21 protein-coding genes and 1 pseudogene are annotated in these 21115 nt (G+C 42.7%); 6 read left to right on the forward strand and 16 right to left on the reverse strand.

Annotated elements, in window-relative coordinates:
• Nucleotides 1-209: 209 nt before the first annotated feature.
• Nucleotides 210-1187 carry a phosphate acetyltransferase gene (gene pta, locus AC3WR0_RS23045; RefSeq protein WP_027323519.1) on the reverse strand — a complete coding sequence of 326 codons (978 nt, stop codon included), beginning with the start codon at nt 1185-1187 and terminating at the stop codon, nt 210-212.
• Between the two features lie 273 nt (nt 1188-1460).
• On the opposite strand from pta, the gene hemQ reads away from it, so the two are divergent.
• Together hemQ and gerQ are read left to right on the forward strand one after the other, a co-directional pair.
• The gene (gene hemQ / locus AC3WR0_RS23050; protein ID WP_027323520.1) at nt 1461-2204 is read left to right on the forward strand and encodes a hydrogen peroxide-dependent heme synthase; all 744 of its coding nucleotides are present in this window, start codon (nt 1461-1463) and stop codon (nt 2202-2204) included.
• Nucleotides 2205-2732: 528 nt separating this feature from the next.
• Complete coding sequence (gene gerQ / locus AC3WR0_RS23055; RefSeq protein WP_492554468.1) at nt 2733-3302, forward strand: spore coat protein GerQ; 570 nt, start codon at nt 2733-2735, stop codon at nt 3300-3302.
• A gap of 258 nt (nt 3303-3560) precedes the next feature.
• On the opposite strand, the gene AC3WR0_RS23060 is transcribed toward gerQ, so the two are convergent.
• The 3 genes from AC3WR0_RS23060 to AC3WR0_RS23070 all read right to left on the reverse strand — a co-directional run bounded on the left by AC3WR0_RS23060 (nt 3561) and on the right by AC3WR0_RS23070 (nt 5242).
• Complete coding sequence (locus AC3WR0_RS23060) at nt 3561-3932, reverse strand: DUF423 domain-containing protein (RefSeq protein ID WP_492554469.1); 372 nt, start codon at nt 3930-3932, stop codon at nt 3561-3563.
• Nucleotides 3933-3964: 32 nt separating this feature from the next.
• Nucleotides 3965-4264: a YwdI family protein gene (locus AC3WR0_RS23065; RefSeq protein WP_492554470.1), complete on the reverse strand. Its 300-nt coding sequence runs from the start codon at nt 4262-4264 to the stop codon at nt 3965-3967.
• Nucleotides 4265-4564: 300 nt separating this feature from the next.
• The gene (locus AC3WR0_RS23070; protein ID WP_492554471.1) at nt 4565-5242 is read right to left on the reverse strand and encodes a uracil-DNA glycosylase; all 678 of its coding nucleotides are present in this window, start codon (nt 5240-5242) and stop codon (nt 4565-4567) included.
• 182 nt (nt 5243-5424) lie between these two features.
• Between AC3WR0_RS23070 and AC3WR0_RS23075 the strand changes: the two genes are divergently transcribed.
• Nucleotides 5425-5748 (forward strand): YflT domain-containing protein, encoded by a 324-nt coding sequence (locus tag AC3WR0_RS23075; RefSeq protein WP_027323525.1) that lies wholly within the window; start codon nt 5425-5427, stop codon nt 5746-5748.
• A gap of 86 nt (nt 5749-5834) precedes the next feature.
• Here the strand turns inward: AC3WR0_RS23075 and AC3WR0_RS23080 are convergent, their stop codons facing one another.
• The 12 genes and pseudogenes from AC3WR0_RS23080 to fdhD form a co-directional block, all read right to left on the reverse strand.
• Nucleotides 5835-6860 (reverse strand): thiazole biosynthesis adenylyltransferase ThiF, encoded by a 1026-nt coding sequence (locus tag AC3WR0_RS23080; RefSeq protein ID WP_492554486.1) that lies wholly within the window; start codon nt 6858-6860, stop codon nt 5835-5837.
• Between the two features lie 26 nt (nt 6861-6886).
• The gene (moaD, locus tag AC3WR0_RS23085; RefSeq protein ID WP_492554472.1) at nt 6887-7120 is read right to left on the reverse strand and encodes a molybdopterin converting factor subunit 1; all 234 of its coding nucleotides are present in this window, start codon (nt 7118-7120) and stop codon (nt 6887-6889) included.
• Entirely contained in the window at nt 7113-7577 is a 465-nt protein-coding gene (locus AC3WR0_RS23090) for a molybdenum cofactor biosynthesis protein MoaE (protein ID WP_492554473.1), read from the reverse strand. The genes moaD and AC3WR0_RS23090 overlap by 8 nt, the downstream gene beginning before the upstream one ends.
• An 18-nt stretch (nt 7578-7595) precedes the next feature.
• On the reverse strand, nt 7596-9524 hold the full coding sequence (locus AC3WR0_RS23095; RefSeq protein WP_492554474.1) for a molybdopterin biosynthesis protein: 1929 nt from the start codon (nt 9522-9524) through the stop codon (nt 7596-7598).
• Between the two features lie 12 nt (nt 9525-9536).
• Nucleotides 9537-10769, reverse strand: a complete 1233-nt coding sequence (locus tag AC3WR0_RS23100; RefSeq protein WP_492554475.1) for a molybdopterin molybdotransferase MoeA — start codon at nt 10767-10769, stop codon at nt 9537-9539.
• 54 nt (nt 10770-10823) lie between these two features.
• Nucleotides 10824-11438 (reverse strand): molybdenum cofactor guanylyltransferase, encoded by a 615-nt coding sequence (gene mobA, locus AC3WR0_RS23105; protein WP_492554476.1) that lies wholly within the window; start codon nt 11436-11438, stop codon nt 10824-10826.
• Nucleotides 11428-12237, reverse strand: coding sequence for a formate dehydrogenase accessory protein FdhE (locus tag AC3WR0_RS23110; protein WP_492554477.1), 810 nt, complete (start codon nt 12235-12237; stop codon nt 11428-11430). The genes mobA and AC3WR0_RS23110 overlap by 11 nt, the downstream gene beginning before the upstream one ends.
• A 277-nt stretch (nt 12238-12514) precedes the next feature.
• Nucleotides 12515-13213 (reverse strand): formate dehydrogenase subunit gamma, encoded by a 699-nt coding sequence (locus AC3WR0_RS23115; protein WP_492554478.1) that lies wholly within the window; start codon nt 13211-13213, stop codon nt 12515-12517.
• Complete coding sequence (locus AC3WR0_RS23120; protein WP_492554479.1) at nt 13206-14033, reverse strand: 4Fe-4S dicluster domain-containing protein; 828 nt, start codon at nt 14031-14033, stop codon at nt 13206-13208. The genes AC3WR0_RS23115 and AC3WR0_RS23120 overlap by 8 nt, the downstream gene beginning before the upstream one ends.
• Nucleotides 14033-16435, reverse strand: a pseudogene (gene fdnG / locus AC3WR0_RS23125) (formate dehydrogenase-N subunit alpha); the annotation flags it as partial. The pseudogene fdnG and the gene AC3WR0_RS23120, both read right to left, overlap by 1 nt.
• A 12-nt stretch (nt 16436-16447) precedes the next feature.
• On the reverse strand, nt 16448-17020 hold the full coding sequence (locus AC3WR0_RS23130) for a twin-arginine translocation signal domain-containing protein (RefSeq protein WP_492554480.1): 573 nt from the start codon (nt 17018-17020) through the stop codon (nt 16448-16450).
• Between the two features lie 376 nt (nt 17021-17396).
• Nucleotides 17397-18158 (reverse strand): formate dehydrogenase accessory sulfurtransferase FdhD, encoded by a 762-nt coding sequence (fdhD, locus tag AC3WR0_RS23135; protein WP_492554481.1) that lies wholly within the window; start codon nt 18156-18158, stop codon nt 17397-17399.
• A gap of 498 nt (nt 18159-18656) precedes the next feature.
• On the opposite strand from fdhD, the gene pdxK reads away from it, so the two are divergent.
• The 3 genes from pdxK (at nt 18657) to bshB2 (ending at nt 20818) form a co-directional block, all read left to right on the forward strand.
• On the forward strand, nt 18657-19472 hold the full coding sequence (gene pdxK, locus AC3WR0_RS23140; protein ID WP_492554482.1) for a pyridoxine/pyridoxal/pyridoxamine kinase: 816 nt from the start codon (nt 18657-18659) through the stop codon (nt 19470-19472).
• 297 nt (nt 19473-19769) lie between these two features.
• On the forward strand, nt 19770-20117 hold the full coding sequence (locus AC3WR0_RS23145; protein ID WP_492554483.1) for a YojF family protein: 348 nt from the start codon (nt 19770-19772) through the stop codon (nt 20115-20117).
• Between the two features lie 32 nt (nt 20118-20149).
• Entirely contained in the window at nt 20150-20818 is a 669-nt protein-coding gene (bshB2, locus tag AC3WR0_RS23150) for a bacillithiol biosynthesis deacetylase BshB2 (RefSeq protein ID WP_492554484.1), read from the forward strand.
• Nucleotides 20819-21115: the final 297 nt, after the last annotated feature.

Consider the following 21115-nt stretch of genomic DNA (forward strand, 5'->3'; position numbering starts at 1 on the left):
AGAGGCATTGGAAAAACTCAGCATATGCCAAGCCCCTTAGGCGGATACCCTTGTTTTTCTTCACAGCTCAAACGGCAACCCTCAAAAAAGCCACTTTTTTTCTTCGTCCGAGCAAGGCTGACCTAGTCTTCCTTTTCCTGTCGGATATAAATTTTAATTCGCAAAAAAGAGCTTCCATAAAGGAAACTCTTCTAAGAAATACCCACATATTATTGCTGTAAAGCCTGTGCAGCAGTGATCAATGATAGCTTGTATACATCTTCTTCATTGCAGCCGCGTGAAAGGTCGTTTACCGGGCGGTTCAGACCTTGTAAAATCGGGCCGACCGCTTCAAAGTTGCCAAGTCGCTGGGCAATTTTGTAGCCAATGTTGCCCGCCTCTAGGCTTGGGAAAACAAAAACATTGGCATTTCCCTGCAGGACAGAATCAGGAGCTTTTTTCTCAGCAACGGAAGGAACAAATGCTGCATCAAACTGGAACTCACCATCAAGGATTAGTAATGGATCCCGGCGCTGGGCTTCGCTTACTGCTGCTGCCACTTTTTCCGTTTCAGGTGATTTAGCAGAACCCTTAGTGGAGAAGCTTAGCATGGCCACCCTTGGCTCGATATCAAACATTTGGGCAGTCTTTGCACTTTCAATCGCAATTTCAGCTAGGTCCTGGCTGTCAGGAGCAATGTTGATTGCACAGTCTGCAAACACATACTTTTCCTCTTCACGAACCATGATAAATACGCCGGAGGTCTTATTAATTCCCTCTTTTGTTTTAATAATCTGCAGGGCAGGGCGTACTGTATCAGCAGTTGAATGAGCAGCACCGCTGACAAGGCCATCTGCTTTGTTTAAATAAACAAGCATAGTGCCAAAATAGTTTTCATCAAGTAAAATGCGCCGTGCATCTTCTTCGGTAGCTTTTCCTTTTCTGCGCTCTACAAAAGAAGCAACCAGCTCATCCATCATGGCATAATTTGCCGGGTCATAAATCTCGGCTGCATCAAGAGAAACACCAAGATCATCTGCTTTCGTCTGAATCTCTTCAATATTACCAATTAAAATTGGCGTTAGGATTCTTTCTGCTGCCAGACGTCCCGCTGCTTTTAAAATCCGCTCATCAAGACCCTCAGGAAAAACAATTTTCAAATTGTTTCCGGTGATTCTATGCTTTAATCCTTCAAATAAATCGCTCACTGCTTTTCCTCCTTCATTATCTACCCTTTTAGCATACTTTACCTTTTTCAAAATTCAAGAAGACAACGTTTTCAACCATAAATATTTTTGTATTCTAAACATTCTGTATCGGATTTAATCTTTCACGCTCTTTATCTTTTTTCAAAATAACCTCTTTCATACTATTTTAAACGGAAATTCTTCCAGGAAAAGCGTTTTATTCATATATGTGTGGGAGAAACTATGATATAGTAATTAATGTAAAAATGGCAGAATTTAATAGGAGTGATTTAGATGAGTGAAGCAGCCCAAACACTGGACGGCTGGTACTGTCTGCATGATTTCCGAACTGTAGACTGGACTACTTGGAAGATGGTTCCAAGCGATGAACGCCAGGCCGCTATACATGAGTTCCTTGGCCTTGTTGAAAAGTGGAATGCGGTACAGGACAGAAAAGAAGGCAGCCATGCTTTATATACTATCGTAGGACAAAAAGCAGATTTCATGATGATGATCCTTCGCCCTACTATGGAAGAACTAAATGAAATTGAAACTGAATTTAATAAAACAAAATTAGCCGAATTTACTATTCCGGCTCATTCCTATGTATCTGTAGTAGAGCTTAGCAACTATCTCCCTGCAGGCGAAGACCCTTACCAGAATCCTCAAATTCTGGCACGTCTTTATCCGACTCTTCCAAAATCAAAGCATGTTTGCTTCTATCCAATGGACAAACGCCGCCAGGGCAATGATAACTGGTACATGCTTCCGATGGAAGAGCGCCGCGGAATGATGCGCAGCCATGGAATGATTGGCCGCAAATATGCAGGCATTGTAAAACAAATCATTACCGGCTCTGTTGGTTTTGATGATTATGAATGGGGAGTTACCCTCTTCGCAGATGAAGTTCTTCAGTTCAAAAAATTAGTTTATGAAATGCGTTTTGATGAAGTGAGCGCCCGTTATGGTGAATTCGGTGCTTTCTTTGTTGGAAATTTCCTTGCAGAGGAACGTATTCCAAGCTTCCTTCACGTATAATAGACAGGCTCCCGGTGTTTACCGGGAGTCTTTTATTTTGAACCTGTTATTAAACTTGGTTATTAATTTTCTCTTCAAGACACTCGTTTTCCCCAGGCGGTTCTCGACTATTCTCCTGCGGGGCCTCCCCTGACCAGCTTTTCCCACTGGCCATTGAATTTACATCATGGAAGCTGCCCTCGCACGAAGGAAATGGACAGCAAAGGAATACATCTATGAATATACATCGCACGAAATTATACGAAAGCATAATTAGAGTTCTTCAAAGAGTCTCCTGTCCCTCCGCTACAATCAACATGGATAAATATCAACAATAATCTTTAACCAAAACCTCTATTTTAAAAAGACCCCTTATCCTTTCTGATTGTCATAATCTCCTCTTGCCTTTCATATTATTGAAACAGTGAGTCTTATGCAAAATTGCTTGCTCTTGTTATTTTTCCATCGCTTCAAACAAGGGGACACCGAATTGTAACACCAATTATCCATTGCTTGAAAAACTCAAGCGAATTTATAGGAGGGGAAAAAATGAATCCATATTACAATCCACAAACCCAAGGGCAGACTTTTCAGCCTTATACTGGGGGAGGACAACAGCCTGTGTATGGTGGGCAAGGCCAGACAGCAGGGAGTATGCCAATGATGCCTCAAGGAGGCACCATGGCTGGAATGGGCGGTATGCCTCAGGGAGGCGGCATGGCTGGAATGGGCGGTATGCCTCAGGGAGGCGGCATGGCTGGAATGGGCGGCATGAATGGTATGGTAGCCAACGTAAAAAGTCCTATGGCCACCGGACCGCAGGTTCCCGGAATGCTACCGATTGAACAGTCCTACATTGAAAACATCCTGAGGCTTAACAAAGGAAAGCTTGTTACTGTTCATGCTACCTTTGAAAATAACCGGGAATGGAATGCGAAGATTTTCAAAGGAATTATTGAAGCGGCGGGGCGTGATCATCTGATTTTAAGTGATCCCCAAACCGGACAACGTTATCTCATTCCAATGGTTAATGTGGATTATGTAACCTTCGATGAAGAAATTGAATATGAATATCCATTTGGGGGCGGACCTGCTCTTGGAACATATCCTCCAAGATAATTTCTTTACTTAAGGAACAAAAGGCTCAAACGCCCGGGTTAGCCCCAACATGCAAAGTGATTTGGCTTATGCCCCCGAGCTGTTTGAATCATCACCTATCAGTCATGATCCTCACAAGATATTCAAAGAAGCATATTCCCGAGAAAAACTGGCTGGGCGCTGGAGCGGGATTACAATAACCTAGTTCAAGTTACCCACAAGGTAGAAATCAATATCCTAAACAACAAAAAAGGAGCAAACTTTGCTCCTTTTTTATTTTTATAAATTTTTTACTGTACCTACAATCATGAGAACCCATGCTGCTAAGAATGCCACTCCACCCAGAGGAGTAATAGCACCAAGGATACCAACCTTTGTCAGGCTCAAGGCATACAGGCTTCCGCTAAACAGGATGATTCCAATAAGCATCAGCCACCCAGACCAGGAAAATAACGCGCTGGAAGGAATTTTTCCCAGCAGGATTGCCACGATCATAAGGCCTGTGGCATGAAACATTTGATAGGTAACTCCTGTTTTCCAGATATCCAGGTACTTCGGCTCCAGCTTATCAGCAAGGCCATGTGCTCCGAATGCTCCTAAGGCAACAGCTAAAAAGGCATTGATCGCTCCAATAATAATAAATAATTTCATTTTTTTCTCCTTCTTCCATGCTTTTTTTCTAATTAGAAGTCAAATAATGAATCCCCGTTAGCATCGCCTTCATTCAATTTTTTTGGCTGATTCATTTGGACCGGCTGAGAGAAAGCGGGCTGCACTTTTAGTACAGGCTGCGGAGTAGGAACTGAAAATTCTGCCTGGCTGTGTCCCTTTTCCTGCTCCAGCAGCAGCTCACACAATATTTTAATAGAGTAAATTTTTTCACGTACAGCACTTTCGTTCGAGCTATTTCTCGCTTCCCTCAATTCTTCCTCCATTTTTGCCAAAAGCTTTTGAAAAGATATATTCAAATGAATTCCCTCCATCAGGACTTACTCCTTACTGATTATAATATGACAATGATAGAAAAACAAAAGCTATCCTCTTCTTAGGATAGCTTTCTGTATTCGACAGGTTTCACGTGAAACATGTCAATTCCTGGCTAATCAAAATTAATTTCCATCCATTCTGAACGCATGGCGGACAGGAAAAGGAAGACCTCTTTAACAATATAAATCACGCGAATAAAAGGCAAGTCTTTTTCTAGCATGTGCCAATTTGAGCATGATAACCCAAATTAAAGCATCCGCCAAACGGGCCTGGTGAATACCCATTTTATCTAAACTTTACAGATTCGGAATCGACCAATCGATAGGCTCCTGCCCCAGCTGTTGTAAATAATCATTTGTTTTTGAAAATGGCCTGCTTCCAAAAAAGCCGCGCCTTGCAGACAATGGGCTTGGATGTGGTGACGTTATGACCGAATGTTTATTTGTATCGATAATGGAGAGCTTGCTTTGAGCCGGCTTTCCCCAGAGTATAAATACTATAGGGGCTTCCCGCTCATTTAAAAGGGAAATTACCCTGTCAGTAAAGGTTTCCCACCCTTTTCCCCGATGCGAATTTGCTTCTCCGGCACGGACTGTCAGAACCGTATTTAGAAGCATCACGCCTTGTTCTGCCCAGTTGACCAAATAGCCATGATCAGGGATGTGCGCGCCTGTATCAGTCTTTAATTCCTTATAGATATTTTTTAAAGAAGGAGGAATATCAACCTCTGGTTTTACCGAAAAGCTTAACCCGTGTGCCTGGTTAGGTCCGTGATATGGATCCTGGCCCAAGATAACGGCTTTAACATTTGGAAAGTCAGTAAATCTTAGTGCATTGAAAATATCGTCCCTGCGCGGATATACGGTGCGATATTCGTATTCCTCATCAACAAAATCCATTAAACGCTTAAAATATTCTTTTTCAAATTCCTCTGCCAGAAGGTCACCCCATTGATTTTCTATTTGTTCTCTCATTGCACCCTCTCCTTTCTATTTTTCTATTCCCCATTTTTTCTAGATTACATCAAATTATAATCTATATATTTTAAAGCATAATGTTTATTCAGCCCTAGAAAGGTTATATAAAAAGTGTCCGAAGGGAAGCAAATGCTTTAACTTCTGTATATCTATCTACCAATCTAAAGGAGGAACTTATTATGCCAAAAGTAGAAGTAGTAGAAAATGGAGTACACGCACTTGAGACAATTAAGACACTGCAGGCTGAAGGCTACCAGAAGGACGACATCCATCTGTTTGCCCACAGTGAAGAACGGGAAGAGCATTTAACTGAAGCGATTCAAACAAGTGAAATGGGAATGGGTGATCAGGGCCTTATGAATTCCATCGGTAACTTGTTTAAAAAGCGCGGTGACGAGCTTCGCTCCCAATTTGAAGCCCTTGGCTTAAGTCAGCAGGAAGCTGATACTTATGAAAAAGAGCTTGATAACGGCCGCCTTGTACTTGTTGCAGCCAAGGAATAGACAAGAACAATCCAGCTCTATACAGACAGTTTTCAAAATTTAAAGCAATAAACCCGTACCAAAAGAAGGTACGGGTTTTTACTGTTTTATCCCATGATTCGCTGATAGATAGACTTTGCGTGGATCAAATCTTTGGTGCCATGGACTAGTGCTCGGCCATCTTTAAAAATAACCATGCGCTCTCCGCTATCACCCAGGTCAACTGATATCAAATAAGGGTTTCCTTTCACCTCGTATCCGAGTGAAGAAAGCTGACCCGCCAGTTCCTTTAGTGGAATCTCTCCTTGAACTGATGGCCTGATTTGAACCGTATCCCTGCCACATAATACGGTGGTCTTCGTCATATTTTCAGCCTCAAGATAAGGATACGTCCGGTTTTCCCCACATGACAGACAGCCCTGATATTTAGCCCGGGACATTTTTATACTTGAGTATTCATTTCTCCATAAATCAAAGCTGACAAAGGCTGTCCGGACTGCATCCCAGTCTTCCGCCAGTATTTTCAAAGACTCAGCAGTTTGATGGGCAATCACCATCTGGACAGCTGGCCCGATTATTCCACCGGTATCACAGGTTAAGCCCTGCAGGGGAATGGATCTCAATAAACAGTTAAGGCAGGGCGTTTTGCCTGGGATAATCGTAAAACTCATACCGTAACTGCCCACACAAGCCCCGTAAATCCATGGAATGCTATATTTTTGCGAGACGTCATTCATTGCCATTCTTGTTTCAAAATTATCGGTGGCATCCATAATCAGATCAACCCCCTGGATTAGATCCTCCAGAATTTCAGGGGTTGCATCGCCAATAATGGCTGTTACTTCAACATCCGAGTTAATCGCCTTTAGCCGCTTTTCCGCCGCTGCTGCCTTTGGAAGTTTCTCAGCAACATCCTCTTCCGTGTAAAGCTGCTGACGCTGAAGATTGCTGGCTTCAACATAGTCTCTATCGATGATCGTTATTTTTCCTGTTCCGGCTCTTGCAAGAACTTCGGCATTTCCAGATCCCAGTGCACCAGCACCAATAATCAGCACATGCTTCGATCTGATTTTTTCCTGCCCTTCTTTACCGATTCCCGGAAAAAGAATCTGTCTGGAATAGCGGTTATCCATCATGCTGTTCCGCCTCCTTTACCGTTTCATCCCCCACTGACGGGAGGAATGAAGGCGATCACATCGCCGGCCTGGATAATCTCTTCGTTTCCAGCAAACTCTTCATTGATTGCTGTCATGACCGTTTCTATATTTTGAAGGCTGTATTGTTCCGCTACCTCAGCCTTTAATTGGGCAACCGTTTTGCCTGCCGCTTCCATATTAATAAATTCTTCTCCTGCTGCATCCCTTAGATGAGCAAAAAACATAACTTTATTCATTCAGATCCTTCCCCTCCGGCTTTCCGCCCGGGTAAGCCACTGTTTCCTTCTGGTTGCCAATCCATTCTTCCCCGTCTTCCCAATGCTCTTTTTTCCAGATAGGGACTATCTCTTTTATTCTTTCAATTGCATGGCGGTTCGCATCATAAGCATCCGCGCGGTGTGGAGTGGAAACCGCAATAACCACTGCTACATCTGTAATATCAAGCCGGCCAACCCTATGGGTAATCGCAGACTTTGCCCCCGGCCATTTTTCTTCTATTTCACGGCCAATTTGCTCTAGCTTTTTCACGGCCATTGCCTCATAGGCCTGATATTCCAAGAATAATGTTTTCTTTCCGTAAGTCAATTCTCTTACCGTTCCGATAAAGGTCGTAATAGCCCCTGCTTCACGCTCGATGACCTTATCAATAACGGACTGAATATTGATTGGATCTTTCGAAATCTCAAAGTTCATACATAATCCCACCCTTTACTATACCTGCAGCGGAATTTTCAGCACAGGCTTTTCAACAACCTCATAACCGCCAATATTTTCTACAGCCTTCCTGAATTCCAGCGATTGAATGGCCGCCATTAACTCGTTACCCTTTTCACTATAATAAAATTCCTTCGTCATGACTAAATCATACTCTTCGTCGGCAACGGGAACAAACGATAAGCCCATTGCTTTAGCTGCAGGATAGATACCCAATCCAGCTGATCGATTATCCCCTTTTACTTCAGCAGCCACTGCCAAATGGGAAAACATTTCCCTGCTGTAACCGGAGACCTGATCAGATGATAGCCCTGCGTCTTTTAAGAGGAGATCAAACAGAATTCTGGTCCCTGCACCTTTTTGACGATTAACGAAATGGGCCCCCCGGCTAACTAGATCAGCAACCCCTTCGATTTCCTGAGGATTCCCCTGAGGAACCATCCAGCCCTGCTTCCTTTTTAGGAAAGGATAGAGAATGATGTCCATACCTGACAACAATTTATTTACATATAAAGTATTATATTGCTTCGTCTCTGGGTCAAGCAAGTGAATGCCGGCCACATGTGCTTCTCCTTTTCGTATAGCCATAATGCCGGCCATACTTCCTACATGGGAAGAAACAATTTTCATGTCATGCCTTTTTTGTTTTATTAAAGATGATAGCAGGTCAATCGTCAGATCATGGCTGCCACTGAATACAATAGCATTTTGAATTTCTTCAAGCGGCCTGAAAAGCTCCACTTCGGCCATTTCCCCCTGCTCATAGCCCACCACATTAGGAGGTACAATCAATAAGCCGTCTGCACGCACGTAGGACATCGTGACACCTGCAGCCCTAGTCAGCGGATTTGCCACAAATTCTCCGTTAACATAGCCAATATTCATTCTGACAAAATCTTCTGCACCCATTGATGACACTACGCGACGTCCGAGTTTTACAGAAATCCTTTGCCTTTTAGGCTCTGGTATCTGCAAGTATTTACAAATCAACGGCCTTACAAACCATTCCAGTGCAAGGTAAGCGGAGACTGGATATCCCGGCACACCAACAATGACCTTATCACTGATTTGTCCCAAAATAACCGGTTTTCCAGGCCGTGCGGCGACCCCATGAGTAAATACTGTTCCAATCTCACCAATAATGTGGACCGTATAATCCTTTGAACCAGCTGAGGAACCGGCATTAATAACCACAATATCGGAAACCTCCGCCGCATTCATCAAGGCCTCCTTAATTTTTTCAGGCTCATCTTTTACAATAGGATGCAGGACGGGCTCACCGCCCCATTCCTTTATAAAACCAGAGAAAACCGTTCCATTAAACTCGATAATCCGCCCTGATGATAAATCCTCATCCGCTTGTACCAGTTCATTGCCTGTTGGGATAATGGAAACGATTGGTTTTTTTACAACTGGCACTGCTGTTATTTGCGAAGCCAAAAGAACGCCAAGATCAGCTGGCTTCAAAGTATGCCCCTGAGGAAAAAGCATTTCCTCCTGGACAACATCCTCGCCAATTGGCCTTATATGCTGCCATGGAGTGGCAGGCTCAATAATCTCTATCGTATTTTCATCTATTACATTAACATGCTCAATCATAATGACAGCGTTAAAGCGGCCTGGGATTGCATTTCCGGTATCCACATAAGTAAATTGCTCGCCCTCCTGTAAAAACAAAGGGTTTTGCTCATGTGCAGTGTAGGTATCCTCTGCCCTCACGGCTATTCCATCCATGGCGGATGCATGGTAATGAGGCATGGAGCTTTTCGCGAAAATTGGTTCTGACGTAACGCGCCCAAGCGCCTCCGGAACGGTAATTACTTCTGATTTACGAGGCAGATTGAAGGCTTGGAGCAATTCATTCTTCGCATCCTCGCGGGGCTTGTCCTCCAAATAAATTTTTCGTCTATATCTCTTAGTGTCCATGTTGGCTCCCCCTCATCTTGATGGAATAACAGGGACGTATTCACCCTGTAAAATGCCTTCTTTTTCAGAACCGATTTCTACAATGCCGTCGCTTTTTACTAGTGTTGTAATAAGTCCGGATTTCCCAATAATCGGCTCAGCCCACCAATCTCCATCCCGCTCAAAAAGTCTCACCCTGATATAATCAGAACGCCCGGGTGAAGACGGAATGTTTTTCGTGATTTTTGCAAAAATACGCTCAGGCTTCTTTTCATAACGCTCTCCAGAAAGCCTTCTTAAAACCCTCTCCCCGAATAATCGGAAAATAATCATGGCCGAAGCAGGGTGACCCGGCAAACCAATAACAGGTTTACCATTTGCCATGGCCAGGATCGTAGGTTTTCCAGGCTTAATCGATATCCCATGGACGAATACTCCCGGGTCTCCGAGCGACTGAATGACTTCCGTTGTAAAATCCTTTGCTCCTACCGAACTTCCACCGGAAAGAATTAAGCAATCCACCTGGTTGTAAAGCTCTCTAGCCTTTTTTGAAAAAACCTCGAAATGATCGCTGACAATTCCACCATAAACAACATCCATATTCCATTCTCGAGCGAGCCCTGAAATGGTTAAATAGTTAATATCCCGAATTTGTCCGATTTGAAGTTTTTCAGTCTGATATGGAACGATTTCATCTCCAGAAGATAAATAACCTAATTTAAGTTTTCTATATACCTTAACTTCCGATATTCCTAGTGCCGCCAGTGCGCCCATTTCCTGAGGGCGAAGTCTTGTGCCTTCTTCAAGAAGGATTTCACCTTCCCTAATGTCTTCACCCGCACGGATTACGTTTTCACCTGGCGCTATCTGCCTGTAGGTATTTAATAGCCCTGCAATCTCCTCAACGTGCTCAATCATTATGACGCTATCACTGCCAGGAGGCATCATTCCGCCCGTTGGAACATAAATGGCTTCACCATGGCCTACAGGTGCTTCAGCATTTTCACCCATTCTTACTTCCCCGGCCATTGTTAAAAAGCCTGGCATTGATTCAGAAGAACCATACGTATCTTCAGCCTTTACCGCAAAACCATCAACAGTGGAACGGTCAAATCCCGGCACATTTTCTTCTGCTGTTACCGGTTCTGCCAGAACATAATGAAGGGCATCCTCAAGAGAACGGACCTCCACAATGCCAGCCTTTTCTACTTTTTCATCGATTAGCGTAATGGTCTCCTCGACCGTTTTGACTTTAAAAAACTGCATGGCCGTAATCCCTCTCTTTGCCGGAACTCGTTGGTATAGTTCTATTAGGTCCTTTTATTCTTTCAATTTCTTTTTGGCTTCTTCATATTCCTCTGGACGGTTCATATTAAAAAAAACACGCTCCAGACCATACTCATCAAGAAGAAGGTCCTTTTCGGTCAGATAGCAGACATTTAATCTATTAAAAAGATGCTTCATTCTAAGCTCATCATTTTCCAGGCATTTTTGGATATCGGGGATGATCCCTTTCCGAAAAGCAGCAAACAAAGGCTGCTGTTTTCCATTGATAACGGGAATAGCAGCATCATAATCCCCCATCCTTTCCGCCATGGTTTTTGCAACCTCTGAAGAAATAAAGGGCATATCGCAGGCTGCCACAATATTTACCTCAAAAGGAGAAGCCAGCAGGCCCGCGTGGATACCCGCAAGAGGGCCCTTGCCCGGAAAATGATCAGCAGTTATTTTTATTTTTAAAAAATCATAGCTTTTAGAATCATTGGTTACCAGAATAATATCCTCAGAAAACTTCTTCAATTCTTCATATATCCTTTGGATATTCGTTTTTTCATCAAATTTCAAAAGGGCCTTATTTGTCCCCATTCGGCTGGACTTTCCGCCTGATAAAATAATTGCTCCTGCTTGCATGGGTACACCTTCTTTAATTGGCAAGTTTTTTTCCACCGGCTGGAGAATACCCGTTTTCCTGGGCGACAAAATCGAGATGAAGGGTATTCAAATCAAGAAGTGCAGGGGATTGTTTTGCAATAAACTGCCTGGAATCAATCACCTTGGTATAGCCATGGCACTCATCACATACTTGAATCTGTCCCGTTGCATCTCCTTCAATGGTAATAAAGTTTATTGTCTCATGGTTTTCGTTTCCGCAATGGGAACAGGTTAGACGCTTTTCGTTCCAATGTGCCAGACACCGCGGACAATGAACAACCTTTTTGCCTTCCTCTTCGAGCTGTGCGAATCTAGCTGGTTCGCCGCAAACAGGGCATCCCGAACCTGCTTTTTTAGCAGAAATATAAGGCTGTGCCTTTTCAGCCGCAAGCTGCAGATAAGGCCTGAGGGCTGTTTCAGCAAGGAACTGCGGAATCCATTGTTCCATTCTATTTTCAGCTGCAAAGCCGGCAAAGTATGGCTGATTGATCGAAAATGCTTCCTTAAACCATCTTAAGGCAATTTCCTCATTCATTATTTCGTTAACGGACCCCATCTTCCCTGCAAGATCTTCCTGGTTTTTCACCAATAGTGTTTGTAATTCTTCTATCCACTGTAAATATAGTGGAATATTTAAATCAAAAGACATAAAGGAAACCAAAGGAATACCCGTCACAAATGTGTTTGATTCTATTTTAACCTGAACAGCTTCTGGTGCAAGCATTGATTTCCAGCCTTCTTGAAGTGCAAAAATTTCTTTATTTAACTCCTGATACTCCTTAGAAACTACTGACATTTTCATAAATGAAACCTTCTTTCATGTTTAATAAAGTCTCTTTTCCTTAACTTTGTTATTTATAAAAGCAAAAATAACCTCGCTTTCCGAGGAGTCTCGCCTATTTTTGCTCACAGTTTCTTCAAAATTGCTACACTCTTTTATAATAGAGCCTTATTAAAAAATGACATTGGGCCAATTATAGAATTAATTATTTAAAGGAAAAGCTGCCTCCCGAGAGACAGCCCTTCCGGTTATTGGATTATCTTTTAAGAGACTTATCAATGAACACGTGCCAAAAGCTCTATGCTCCTTTTGGCTTCTTTTTGTCGTCAGGAACAATTTCACCTTGCTGAACCAATTCATCGTACCAATCGCGGTAATGAGTTTTGACGAATTCCACGTCAACATCACCCTTGATAACGCCGCGGAACGCAGGGCTTGAACCTGGATGAAGAATACTTAGGTAGATATGACCCACAACAACTGCTATTGCCAGCCCGAAGCCAATATTGTGTAGAAAATAGCCAAACTGAACCAGCTCACGTGGGAAGTATTCAGGGAACCACATGGTTACACCAGATCCGATAATTAAAACCGCTGTGACAATTTGGATCATGGAGTTAATCTTTTCTCCTGCGTTAAAGAATCCCTGCTTTGGCGGCTTAGCTTTTGCCCCGAAGAACTCCTTCACAAATTCAGTAAAGAAGCCCATGTCCCGTTTCTTCCAGGTAATTAGCTGCTTCATCCAGAAGAAGAAACCTTTACGGTCAAACAACAGATAAATGATTGTAGGCGTTACAAACGTTACCGCAAAAATCCTGTGAAGAAGGCGGGCGTTTGCCGGCCCTCCCAACACAGGGTAAAGCCAGTCAAAAAACTCGGTGTACATTGGCAGAGCTGTTACATACAGTGCAAAGAAAGAGAATGCATTAACGGCATGAGCTATGACAAAGGCAGTTGAAAATCGTCTTACATATTTGGTTTGCTTTTTCCTACTCATGATCTTCCCCTCCCTCTTCTTCATGCCCATGTCCGCCTTTGTTGAAAAGCTTATTGGAAACAAATCCCGCAACGACAGCCATAGTTGTTGCTCCAAGCATCATTTTTCCAATTGGCTGTGCATAATCCTTCCATACTACTGCGGAAGTCGGCACCTTAGGATTTTCAGGTAGACCGTAAACTGATGGTCTTTCTGCAAGAACATAAACAGTATGTGTGCCTCCTACTCCTGGAGGATTATAAACCATAGCATTTGGAAAACGGCCTTTGATTTCACTGACACGCTTTTTAGCCTTACGAATCATTTCATCCTTTTTGCCGAATTCCATTGCACCTGTGTGACATGTTGTCACGCATGCAGGCTGCAGGCCTTCTTCAAGACGATCGGTACACATCGTGCATTTATGTGATTTCCTGTAAGTCTCACCGTTTTTGTCTTTATACTCTTTAAGAGAAATAACCTCAAACGGGCAGTTCTGGACACAGTAGCCGCAGCCGACGCATTTATCCTGATCGATTACGACCGAGCCAAAATCTGTATAGCTGATTGCACTTTCAGGGCAAACCTTTTGGCAGGCCGCGTCTGTACAATGAAAGCATGAAGAATGGCGGAAGAGATACTCCAGACCCCCTTTGCTGTTTTCATGCTCAATGTATTGAAGCACATTCCATGTATCAGCTGTTGTTTTTGTATGCGACTGAACGCTGCCAAGAAAGTCCGTATGCTCAGCCGGAAGGTCATTCCAGTTCTTGCAGGCAACCATACAGGCACGGCAGCCATCACATTTGGTTACGTCTATATATTTTACGAATTCTGGCATCAGTCAGCCCTCCTTACGTCACAGAGGAATGCTTTAAATTCTGGAATCATTGTGTTGGCATCCCCTATATGAGGAGTCAGGCGGTTCGCCGTATCTCCTGTAGCAAATCCTTTAAAGCCAAAGTGCCATGGCATACCAATTTGATGAACCTTTTTGCCATTGATGCTATAAGGCTTGAAGCGTTTCGTCACCATTGCATAGGCTTTAATTTCACCACGGGCTGAGCTGACAACGATTTTATCCTTATTTTTGATGCCTCTTTCTTTAGCCAATTCCTCGCTTAATTCAACGAACATGTGCCCGGCGAGTTCAGAAAGCCATTCTTGGTTCCTCGTCATAGAGCCGGATTGCCAATGCTCACTTACACGGTAAGTTGTACCAACAATTGGGTACTTAGCCTTTCCGCCTTTTTTATTAAAATCGCCCTCGATAATAACAGTAGCAGGATTAAGCTGCTGACTGGAGAATACATTCGGAACCGGGCTTTCGAATGGTTCATAATGCTCTGGGAACGGACCGTCATTTAAAGTCGGAGCGAATAATAGTGCGGCTCCATCTTTATTCATCATAAATGCTCCTGTTCCGCCTGGTTCTGTTGGTGCAGTTATAGCTTTAAAGTCCGGAACATCATTTCCAATCCACTTCTTCTGGGCGGCATCCCACCAGATTACCGCTTTTTCCTTGCTCCATGGCTGGCCACTTGGATCTGCGGAGGCACGATTATAAAGGATTCTTCGGTTGGCTGGCCATGCAAAAGACCAGTTCAGGTAGTTTGCATTTCCGGTATCTACATTATCACGGCGTTTTGAAAGGTTCTTTCCTTCTTCTGGATAGAAACCGGAATAGATCCAGTTGCCGCTTGATGTACTTCCATCATCTTTTAAATCACCAAAGGTTTTCAGCAGTTTTCCTGTTTTCAGGTCATAGCCGTTTATTTCCTTGGCGACAAGATCAATATCAGGAACTTCGCCTGATCCATAATTCCAATCAAGAGCCAGGAACGGTTTATCTGCTGATTTAGGGCTGTTTGCATATAATTTTTTAAGCTTCAATGCTAATTCATGAATGATATCAAGGTCAGGTCTTGCCTCACCCTTGGAATCAATAGCTTTCCAGCGGTATTGCATCCAGCGTGAGCTATTGGAAATACTGCCTTCTTTTTCAAAAGAAGCGGATGCCGGAAGCAGGAACACTTCGGTATTGATCTTGGAAGGGTCACTGCCAGCTGCTGTTTGCCAGAAAGCTGAAGTTTCGGTTTCCCAAAGATCGATTGCAACCATCCATTTCAGGTTGCCAAGCGCTTCTTTTTCCTTGCCCGCATTAGGGCCTCCAACAACAGGATTGGTTCCAAACATGAAGGCTCCTTCAAGCTCACCCTTGTACATAGCATTAAACAGGTTGATGTGCGAATAGTTCTTGTTTCCTTTTGGAAGGAACTGATAGCCAAATTCATTATCAGCTCCGGCATTATTTCCATACCAAGATTTTAGAAGGCTGACTACGAATTTCGGTTTGTTGCTCCAGTAACCTGTTTTTGGTGTTTCTTTTTCAAGATAGCCTTTAAGTGTAGCATGCTCAGGAAGTGTAGCTTTGGGTGCAGCCAGATAGCCTGTCAGGTTATCAAATAATAAGCCAAAGTCTGTAGAGCCTTGTACGTTGGATTCGCCGCGCATTGCGTTGATTCCGCCGCCAGGAAGTCCGATATTTCCTAAAAGGAGCTGCAGGATCGCATAAATGCGGACATTTTGAGAACCTACTGTATGCTGGGTTGTTCCCATTGCATACATAATGGTACCTGACTTGCCTACTTTTCCTGTTGAACAGAAGGTGTCACAAACCTTTAAGTAGTCATCTTTCGGAGTACCTGTAACAGCTGTAACAGTATCCAAATCATAACGGGAATAATGCTTTTTCATTAATTGGAACACACTGCGAGGATTTTCCAGTGTCTCATCTTTTACTGGTTTACCATCTTCAGTTGTCTCAATTACCCATTTTGTTTTATCATAGGCTCTTTTTGTTTGGTCGTATCCAGAGAAGAGCCCATCTTTGAAGTCATAGCCTTCTTTTACAATAAAAGAAGCATTTGTATATTTAGCTACATACTCTTTGTGGATGAGATTATTTTGAATCGCGTAATTAATCATTCCTCCAATAAACGGAATATCCGTTCCGGAACGGAGTGCGGCATAAACGTCAGCCTGTGCTGATGTTCTTGTAAAGCGCGGGTCAACAGAAACAATTTTTCCGCCATTTTCCTTTGCTTTTGTTAACCATCTAAAGCTAATTGGATGGTTTTCCGCAGGATTTGCGCCAATAATCAAAGCACAATCAGTATGCTGCAGATCATTCCAATGGTTGGTCATTGCTCCACGACCGAATGTAGGTGCCAGACCGGCAACCGTTGAGCTGTGTCATATTCGTGCCTGGTGCTCAAGATAGGTAACACCAAGCCCTCTCATCAATTTCGAGAGCAAATAGGTTTCTTCATTATCAAGAGCTGCACCGCCGAGGCTTGCGATCTTCTCGGTTTTATTAACAGTAATACCATTCTCCACTTCAACAAAGGAAGCGTCGCGGGTATCTTTGGTACGCTTCGCGATTGTGTCGAGCATCCAGTTCCAATCTTTTTCTTCCCACTTACTGCTTCCAGGTGCACGGTACAATGGCTTGGTCAGACGTTTTTCAGAGGTATATAATTGTCTTAATGTAGTTCCTTTGCTGCAAAGCTTTCCTTCGTTAATTGGGTTGTCTGGATCCCCCTCCGTATAGACAACCTCATTATTTTTCGTATGGACGAGGATTCCGCAGCCAACCCCGCAATAGCAGCAAATGGTTGGTGTTACAGTAGATTTGGCAATCTTGAATTCTTTTGTTTTCGCATAGGCCTTTTTGTCGTCAAAGCCAAGCTCAACAATCGCAAGGGTTACCGCTGTAGCGCCTGACAGTTTCAAAAATTGCCGGCGGCTCAAGTTCAATTCAACCATTTTTCAAACTCCTTCCCTGTTAGAAAAGCGTAATTGCCCGTTAAGCGACGTAAGTACGAATGAAGAAAGGCTATATTGCCACGTCCTGTGGCAACGCCTTTCTGACCAGCGTCCTGCAGGCCTCCGCTTCAACTGAGATAAAGGAAACACGAAACGGATAGCGTTTCGATGTTGACTTATCGCAGGGAGAAGTGGGATGGACACTAGTCGCTGGGCAATGAAGCTAGACACCTTTCAAAGTTTAGTTGTGGTATACTTCTATTTTTTCTAGTGCGCCAGGCCGTATTTTTGTTTAAGGCCCTAAAAAGCAGATACTTAAGCTGGACACTTTTCAAAGTTAAAAGTTTAATAGTGTTCTTTTTTAAAATTCCCCCTTTCAATTTACTGCAAGGACAACAGGTTCTCTTAAGTCATTTTCAACCCTGCCTGCCGAAGTATAAATAGACGCCATTTTTCCTCTTAAATAACCGATTACCTCGATGTTCAAAAATTTTGCAAGCTGGATAGCCTGCTGGGTAGCGGCCGTACGGGATCCAATTATGGCAAACCCATATTTCGCCGCTTTTGAAATCATTTCATATGAAATCCTGCCGGTGGTTAATAAAACCAGCCTTTCGGGATTCAACTTATTTCGAAGTGCATAGCCGATAATTTTGTCAACCGCATTATGCCGGCCAATATCTTCCCGGACCATAATGCTTCCATCTTCCAAAACAATACAGGCGCCATGCATACCGCCAGTTTCCAAATACATTGGTGAGTTTTGGGCAAATTCACTTCTTTTTTTTAGAAGATAGCTTAAATAGATCTGCCGATTTGAATTTATCCTGTTAAACTGTTTTACGTCGGTCATTGAAAAGAAGGTAACTCCCCTGCCGCAGCCCGATGTATAGTGTTTCTTTTTAGAAAACATTTTTTCTTCATCAAAATCAGATAGCAGTGAAACCTGGATAGTTCCCCTTTCTTCGCTAATTTGTATCTCCTCTATATCATCAACGCTTTCAATTAAACCTTCCGAGAAAAGATAACCATATGTCCAATCTTCTAGGTCGGCTTTTGTCAGCTGGAAAACTGCAATTTCATAGCCATTTAGAATGAGAGTGATTGGGTATTCCTCAGGACAGCCCTTACGTTCCATTTTCATTCCCTCCTTTTCAATGGAATTTGAAAGATAGGACTTTATTCCTCTATCTGTATTTTAGTAACACGAAATAACGCAGGCTGTTAGAAATCTCACAGCAAGACAACTCCATAGAGCTTTAAATAGGAAGATTATCAAGCAGCAAGGGCGTTCTATTGGCAAATGTCATTTATTGTAGATTTTGTGACATTTTTTCCTTAAAAACGCTCGGTATAAGGAAAACATAAAAAACCTTCATTGTTAGCGCTTTCAAATCCTGAAAAGTAAACTTATTTCTATGGCCTTATAGTACTTTGAGCATGGCTTTTTAGCTGTTATATTTATCACCCATAATCCCTCAACTGCTTTAATTCATTAAATTGTCAAATTTATAAAAAACTCTCAATCTATTTGGAATAACCTCTGAATTTTTAAATGTAAGAGGTTTCGAATCTGATATTATTTTTTAAATGTTTTATAATGGGAAGTAACAAGGTTTTGAGGAGGAGACGAACTATGACAATGAAGAAGGTATTGACTATCGCTGGATCCGATTCTAGCGGTGGTGCAGGAATCCAGGCAGATTTAAAAACATTCCAGGAACTTGGCGTTTATGGAATGACTGCGTTAACAACAATCGTAACTATGGACCCTAAAAATAATTGGCACCATAATGTTTTCCCTATCGAGGTTAGTACGTTAGAAGCGCAGCTGGAAACGATTCTTTCCGTAGGCATTGATGCAATGAAAACCGGAATGCTTGGAACCGTGGAGATCATTGAACTCGCTGCTAGGAAAATGGACGAGAACCACTTGAAAAATATTGTTATTGACCCTGTTATGATTTGCAAAGGGGAAGATGAAGTATTAAACCCAGAAACTGCTGAATCCATGCGTGAGCTGCTTTTACCAAGAGCCACTGTTGTCACTCCGAATCTATTTGAAGCTGGCCAGCTTGCAAAGAACGGTCCAATTAAAACAATAGATGATATGAAGGAAGCTGCAGTAAGAATTCATGAGCAGGGTGCAAAATTTGTTATGATTAAAGGGGGCAGCAAGCTTAACCACGATAAAGCGGTTGACCTTTTATATGATGGACAGGAATTTAAGCTTTACCAGTCTGAAAAAGTGGAGACAACCTATACACACGGCGCTGGCTGTACCTTCTCTTCCGCCATTACAGCAGAGCTTGCCAAAGGCAAAAATGTCTATGAGGCCATAGATGTTGCCAAGAAATTTATCACAGCGGCGATCAGCCATGGTTTCCGGTTAAATGAATACGTCGGACCTACTATGCACGGTGCTTACCGTACTTTTGGTGCTGGTAAATAATTTTTATTAAAAAGAACATATTACTTAAAGATGGAACCGGACGAATTATCCTTCGGTTCTTCTTTTTTTATAAAAAAGTGTTATGAGATTTATTTATCGATTAAAAGAGTCGTTTGTTTTTTCGAGGATTCGGGTCAGAAAGGCATTTCCACGGGTTGGGACGAACTTGAAATCCGCCACTTAATGGAGCCATCCCGCTTTTCTCTTAAGCAGAGCTTTAGCTTTTTAGGCAAGGGTTTAGTATGATATTTACATTCAGAAAAAGATGATAATGAAACGCTGAAAGGAGGCGTCAGGGTGGAACCAGTTGTCGTGGAAAAAGTTCAGGAGGCCATTAATCAAAGGGCCAATCAGGATGTATATATCCATCTTGAAACAACTAATGGAGCTTATGCATCACATAATGATGAAAATTTCTTTTCATCCGGTGCATATATACGCAATGCACTTGTCCGGTATGAATTAGGGAAAATCACCGGAGCCGGTCCATATCGTGTCGGATTAAAAATAGAGCTTGGCTGGGTGTATGCTGAAGGAATTACCCATTTTGAAATTGATGAACAAAACCGCCTGCTTATGGCCGGCCACGATTTCAAAGGGAAACTGGCTGTTGCTCTTGAAATAAGTAATACGCCTTTTGAATAATGATGGGCAATATCTTGAAAGGAGACAAAGCAATGGAAAAAGAACGCCATGTCCTGGTTGTGTTTCCGCATCCCGATGATGAAGCATTTGGGGTGTCAGGCACAATCGCTACCCATATAAAAAATGGGACTCCCGTTACATATGCCTGCCTGACATTGGGTGAGATGGGCCGCAATATGGGAAATCCCCCATTCACAACTAGAGAAAACCTCCCTAAAATCCGAAAAAAGGAACTCCAGGCTGCAGCTGATCTCCTTGGAATCCAGGATTTAAGAATGATGGGATTACGTGACAAAACAGTTGAATTTGAAGATGATGACAAGATGACGGATATGATTTCTTTCATGATTCAGGAGCTTAATCCTTCAGTTATTATCACCTTTTATCCTGGCTATTCTGTGCATCCTGACCATGAGGCGACAGGAGCCGCAGTCGTTCGTGCAGTTGAGAATATGCCAGCTGAAAGCCGGCCTAAGCTGCACTGCGTTGCTTTTTCAAATAATTGTGTGGAGGAGCTTGGAGAGGCAGACATTATTAACAACATTGCCCCGGTTGCAGATATCAAAATATCAGTAATTAAAGCTCACCGCTCGCAAACGGAGCAAATGTTTGCGGACATTACTGAGGAAGATACAAAAACAAATCCAAGAATTATGGCCTGGATTAACAACGAACGGTTCTGGACGTATAAATTCAAATAAAAAAACTGGCTCCGGGACTGCATAATAGCAGGCGACTAGAGCCAGTTTTTTATTTTAAAAGAAGTTAGTTTATGGGGAAGGCGGTAGCTTTGCTATTTGGGCATATACATATCGGACTTGTGCATTCCTTCAAAAAGTCGTGCATTAGGAACCAAATTCGTGCATTCCCACATAAAAATCGTGCATTCCAAGACCAAATTCGTGCATTTCCGAACTGAATCGATGATGTATAAAAGTATGTGTAAGCAAAAAAGTAGACAAAAAAAATAAGACAAAGTACTCTCGGTTTGTCCAGAA

Source organism: Neobacillus sp. FW104-15D2 (genome assembly GCF_058790155.1).

Coding starts and splice junctions, on each gene's coding strand:
- hemQ (WP_027323520.1), top strand. CDS start 1,461: ATGAGTGAAGCAGCCCAAACACTGGACGGCTGGTACTGTCTGCATGAT.
- gerQ (WP_492554468.1), top strand. CDS start 2,733: ATGAATCCATATTACAATCCACAAACCCAAGGGCAGACTTTTCAGCCT.
- AC3WR0_RS23060 (WP_492554469.1), bottom strand. CDS start 3,932: ATGAAATTATTTATTATTATTGGAGCGATCAATGCCTTTTTAGCTGTT.
- AC3WR0_RS23065 (WP_492554470.1), bottom strand. CDS start 4,264: ATGGAGGGAATTCATTTGAATATATCTTTTCAAAAGCTTTTGGCAAAA.
- AC3WR0_RS23070 (WP_492554471.1), bottom strand. CDS start 5,242: ATGAGAGAACAAATAGAAAATCAATGGGGTGACCTTCTGGCAGAGGAA.
- AC3WR0_RS23075 (WP_027323525.1), top strand. CDS start 5,425: ATGCCAAAAGTAGAAGTAGTAGAAAATGGAGTACACGCACTTGAGACA.
- AC3WR0_RS23080 (WP_492554486.1), bottom strand. CDS start 6,860: ATGGATAACCGCTATTCCAGACAGATTCTTTTTCCGGGAATCGGTAAA.
- moaD (WP_492554472.1), bottom strand. CDS start 7,120: ATGAATAAAGTTATGTTTTTTGCTCATCTAAGGGATGCAGCAGGAGAA.
- AC3WR0_RS23090 (WP_492554473.1), bottom strand. CDS start 7,577: ATGAACTTTGAGATTTCGAAAGATCCAATCAATATTCAGTCCGTTATT.
- AC3WR0_RS23095 (WP_492554474.1), bottom strand. CDS start 9,524: ATGGACACTAAGAGATATAGACGAAAAATTTATTTGGAGGACAAGCCC.
- AC3WR0_RS23100 (WP_492554475.1), bottom strand. CDS start 10,769: ATGCAGTTTTTTAAAGTCAAAACGGTCGAGGAGACCATTACGCTAATC.
- AC3WR0_RS23110 (WP_492554477.1), bottom strand. CDS start 12,237: ATGAAAATGTCAGTAGTTTCTAAGGAGTATCAGGAGTTAAATAAAGAA.
- AC3WR0_RS23115 (WP_492554478.1), bottom strand. CDS start 13,213: ATGAGTAGGAAAAAGCAAACCAAATATGTAAGACGATTTTCAACTGCC.
- AC3WR0_RS23120 (WP_492554479.1), bottom strand. CDS start 14,033: ATGCCAGAATTCGTAAAATATATAGACGTAACCAAATGTGATGGCTGC.
- AC3WR0_RS23130 (WP_492554480.1), bottom strand. CDS start 17,020: ATGGTTGAATTGAACTTGAGCCGCCGGCAATTTTTGAAACTGTCAGGC.
- fdhD (WP_492554481.1), bottom strand. CDS start 18,158: ATGGAACGTAAGGGCTGTCCTGAGGAATACCCAATCACTCTCATTCTA.
- pdxK (WP_492554482.1), top strand. CDS start 18,657: ATGACAATGAAGAAGGTATTGACTATCGCTGGATCCGATTCTAGCGGT.
- bshB2 (WP_492554484.1), top strand. CDS start 20,150: ATGGAAAAAGAACGCCATGTCCTGGTTGTGTTTCCGCATCCCGATGAT.